The following is a 4,262-nucleotide window of genomic DNA, read 5'->3' as shown; positions in this document are numbered from 1 at the left end:
GCCCTGGTTCGGGAGATGTCGGTCAATGCGGCGGCCCGCATCATCGAGATCACCGACAAGCGGCTGTGGCGTATCGTGGAGCACTATGTAGGCAAGGCGGTCTCACCGTTCAATCTGTCCGACATCGAGCCTGTTGGGCTGGACGAGGCCGCCAGCAAGCGGGGGCGCAACTATGCGACGGTCTTCATCGACACGGAAAAGCGCCAGGAGCCTGTTGTGTTTGCCACGCCGGGTAAAGGCAAGCAGCCCCTGAAGCAGTTTTCCGCCTTCCTGGATGCCCACGAAGGCGATCCGGCCAACATCCGGGAGGCGGTCTTCGACATGTCCCCGGCCTTTCTCAGTGGTGTTGCAGAGGAGCTGCCCAATCCCCAGGTCACAGTGGACCGGTTCCATATCGTGCAGACCTTTACCAAGGCGCTGGACGAGGTGAGGAAGCAGGAGAGTCGGATCAAGCCGCTGCCGAAACACCTGCGCTGGGGTGTGCTCAAGCGAGGGGATGCGGATCACCTGACGCCGAACCAGCTCAAGGCCTTGGCGGAATTGCTGGAACAAGGATTGGATACAGCCACGGCATGGCGGATCAAGGAGCGGCTACGCTGGATCCGCCTGGCGAAGACGCCCCAGGCGGCCAAATGGCGTATTACCCGGTTCATCAGCTATACCCATGAACTGATCGGTGAAAGCCCGTTTCTGGAGCCTGTTCGCAAGGCATTGGTGACGCTGGAAAAGCATGCTGAGCGCGTGGTGCGCCGATGGACATCAACCTACACCCATGCCCGCATGGAGGGTTTGAACAGCCTGTTCCAGGCAGCCAGGGCGAGAGCCAGAGGCTACCGCAACACCGGGACCTTCATCACCATGACCTACATGATCGCAAGCCCAGCAGCCTCTATCCTCAAATCCACATGAAACGTCGAAGAGCCTGGATAGAGATGCCCTGTCATAATGAGGTTGGAATATTAGCCAGAAGGATTTTCCGGCTTAACTGTTTTTCTTCAGTGCTAACGGCACTGTGCCTGTTGCTTCTGCTGTCTCCCTCATTGGTGTCTGCCAACCAGCCTCCCTCCGTTGATGCCGGGGAAGATCGCATCGTACATGTAACGGAACAGGTTCGCCTGGATGGCAGTGCTACCGCCGATGCTGACGGAGATGCGCTACGTGTGGTGTGGGAATTTGTCAGCAAACCCACCGGTAGCGCGGCTGTACTGCAGGACATCACGACATTTTCCCCTTATTTCAGCGTTGATGTGCCGGGCCGCTATGAAATCGGGTTGCGGGTTTCCGATGGTATCGTGCCGATACAGACAGATACGGTGGTGATCCGTACTGAAAACAGTGCCCCAGACGCGCGCATTCAGACTGCTTCACCCTTGATTGAAGGGAAGGCGATTCTATTGGATGGAGGCGCATCGGAGGATGTGGATGGGGATGTACTCAGTTATCAATGGACCTTTCAAAGCCGTCCGGAAGGCAGCCGGGCGGTTATATGGGACGCCCGCCGCGCCCTGGCCGGATTCGTGCCTGACAAACCGGGATCTTATCGGGTGTCATTGGCGATATCGGATGGTGTGGTTCAGGACAGCGCTTCCCAGACGCTGAATGTACAGGCGTTGAGCAATCATCCCCCTCAGATTACCAGCTTACCGCCCGTTGTCTCTGAAGTGTTGGCGCCGTATCAATATGATGTCCAGGCGATCGACCCGGATGGCGACACCCTCCGTTACCGTTTGTTGCAGCATCCCGATGGGATGAATATCGATCCACAAACAGGCAGGATCGAATGGACGCCACAGGTGCAGGGCAGTCATCGCTACAGTATTGGCGTTGTGGACAGTCGTGGCGCAGTCACCCCCCAGCCTGTTGTTGTCACGGTGCTGCCGTTGCCACCGGAAACGCAGCCGGTTACGGCCCCGGTTCCTGAATTTTCCCCGTTACCGTTTCCTGATTACTATGATCGATATCGGTTCCTGATTGAATCCAGTCCTTCGGTACAAACCGGCATGAAGGCCTTCCCTGATAATGAGAAGCAGGTCAGCGGTGTTGCGGGCGGCATTACAGACAGTCGTGATTTTCCCCTGCCCGGGGTTAAAGTGAGCGTTGTTGGTCATCCGGAATGGGGTCATGTGTTCAGTGATGCACAGGGCGCGTACCGATTGTTGCTGGCAGGAGGTGATCGCTATGTGATCCGCTTTTCCCGCGAGGGTTTTGTGGATGCCTGGCGAACCGCGACACTGGATTGGGGAGAGGAACAGCTGTTCGATACCCTGACCCTGCAGGCAGCCAACCCTGAGTCGGTGCATTTCATTTCCACCGGAAACGGTGATGATCTGCGTCCGGTTCCCGATACTGACACGCCTGTCGACCAAGGGGTGTTACTCCTGAATGCCGGGCAGCAGTTTTCTGCCACGGACGGTAGTCCGGTTGCTGCGGGTGTGTCTCTGATGGCGCGCCTGACTGATTTCAGTCGGGTTGCTTTCAGGCGACTGCCGGTTTCTCTGCCGCCCCACTGGATGAATGCCCAGGTGGTGAGGTTAGATATGGAAGCGGAACAGCAACCCGTTGAACTGGATTTCAGCCAACCGGCACCGCTATACCTTCCCAATGTGCACGACCTTGCCACGGGTACGCGGGTAGCCGCCGGTCTGTATCATCCAGGGGAACAGCGGTGGCAAACGCGAGACAGTGGGGTGGTATTGGAACGTCTGGCTGCCGATGCGGGGTCGGTCAGTCTGTCAATGACGTCCGATGGCGCGGCCATGACCGAAGCACAAATCCAGGCATTGGGCATTCGTGACCGGGAGCGTCGCTGGTTGTCAGCGCATTTTTCCCCGGGGGATCGTTTTATTCGCCTGCCTGTGCAGCAAACCGGCCTGCTGGCGGTAGGTGTGCCGACGAGGGGGGAGCAGCGCTTTGCCGCTGCGTTGCCGGAACCCGTAACGCCCGATGATCCTCAGCCCCCCATAACGCGGCGGGTACCGTTGGCGGATACGCCCTATGCGTTGCATTACAATGCCCGGCAAGCTGCCGGGTATACCTTGGGGCGGACGCTGGAAATAGCGCTCAGTTCGGATGCTGCCAGTGAAGATCTGGCGCAGGTCGAATGGGTGGTACGCGTGGCGGGAAAGGTTTTTCATCAGCGATTTGACGGCGAACCGGGTTTGGTGGGGCATTTCACCTGGGATGGCCGTGATGCCTATGGACGCCGGGTCGAGGGTAAGCGTCCCGCGCAAATCGAAGTGCGGCAACGCTATCGCAGCCATTACTTATCTGCAGCGCGGGGCAAAAAGCTGTCGTTTGGTGCCTTGCCAGTATCCCATGACCTTTCTGGCAATACCGAAGGTCAGATTCAGGTCACTCGCCAATGGCAGGCACTGATCGGTAATTATACCCATCGGGAGGCCGGCCTGGGCGGCTGGGGCCTGAATGTACATCATGCCTTTGACCCGGACACCGGTATTTTGTACCGGGGCGATGGCGAGACCCGGGATCACCCGGTTCTGTTGCCACGCCGTAGTGATGAGGTCAGGCTCAGGCCCTGGGCTGACCTGCAGGAAACACACCCATCAGCAGGTGCTGTACGTACCTTGTTGACGGATGCGCAGGGCGGTAGCGTGATGGCTACGGATACCCGGTTGTGGTTCTTTGATGCTGACGGTCAGCTACAGCAAGAGACCGATCTTGAGAGGCAGTTGTCCGGTCCTTTGCAACTGAGTGATCTGGCCTTTTGGCAAGCGGGGTTACTGGCGACTGACAGTGCCGGTAATCGTCTGTTGTTCATTCATGATGGTTTTGTAGAGCAACTGTATGCGGCACCGGGGGATGCTTGTCAGCAAGATGCGTTTTGTGATCCTTCTGCCATCAGCGTTGATCTTGCCGGGCGTGTGTTTATTGCCAGCCGTGCAAGTGGCAAACTGTACCAGTGGACACCTGAAAGTGGGCTGTCCCTGTGGGCCAGCGCCACTGCCGATGGCGTGGCCTTTCAGCGCCTGCAGGCAATGGCCCTGGACAGGCAGGGCAGCCGTTATCTGCTCGATAACCGCCCCGGCCAGGGGTACCGGCGCTGCCAGCCATGGAGAGCGAAGCGAAGGCTGGTAGACCCCAGTAGCCGCGAGGCCGCACTGTTTTCCCGGCGTGCCTTGCGCCAGAGGGAAAACAAAGTAGGCCTCCGAACGCGGCGTCCAGTCATTGGGAGCCAAGTACGGAGCAGCAACGAGCTTGCGAAGTTGTTGCGTAGTGCTTGGTGACCAGGACGGCTGGGGCAC

Annotated in this window: 2 protein-coding genes; both read left to right on the top strand. The window is 58.5% G+C overall.

Annotated features, from left to right (window positions below; translation table 11 throughout):
* Nucleotides 1–909, top strand: a 909-nt coding sequence (locus ACOCD2_RS13425; RefSeq protein WP_419602372.1) for an ISL3 family transposase, incomplete at its 5' end; no start/stop codon positions are given.
* A 110-nt stretch (nucleotides 910–1,019) separates the two neighbouring features.
* On the top strand, nucleotides 1,020–4,244 hold the full coding sequence (locus ACOCD2_RS13420; protein ID WP_293815027.1) for a PKD domain-containing protein: 3,225 nt from the start codon (nucleotides 1,020–1,022) through the stop codon (nucleotides 4,242–4,244).
* The last annotated feature ends 18 nt before the right edge of the window (nucleotides 4,245–4,262 follow it).

The sequence above is a fragment of the Thiolapillus sp. genome, from assembly GCF_048562965.1.
In the GTDB taxonomy this organism is placed as follows: Bacteria; Pseudomonadota; Gammaproteobacteria; order Chromatiales; family Chromatiaceae; genus Thiolapillus; species Thiolapillus brandeum_A.
The sequence above is the reverse complement of the archived record's forward strand: the minus strand, read 5'-3'. Positions and strand labels throughout refer to the sequence as shown.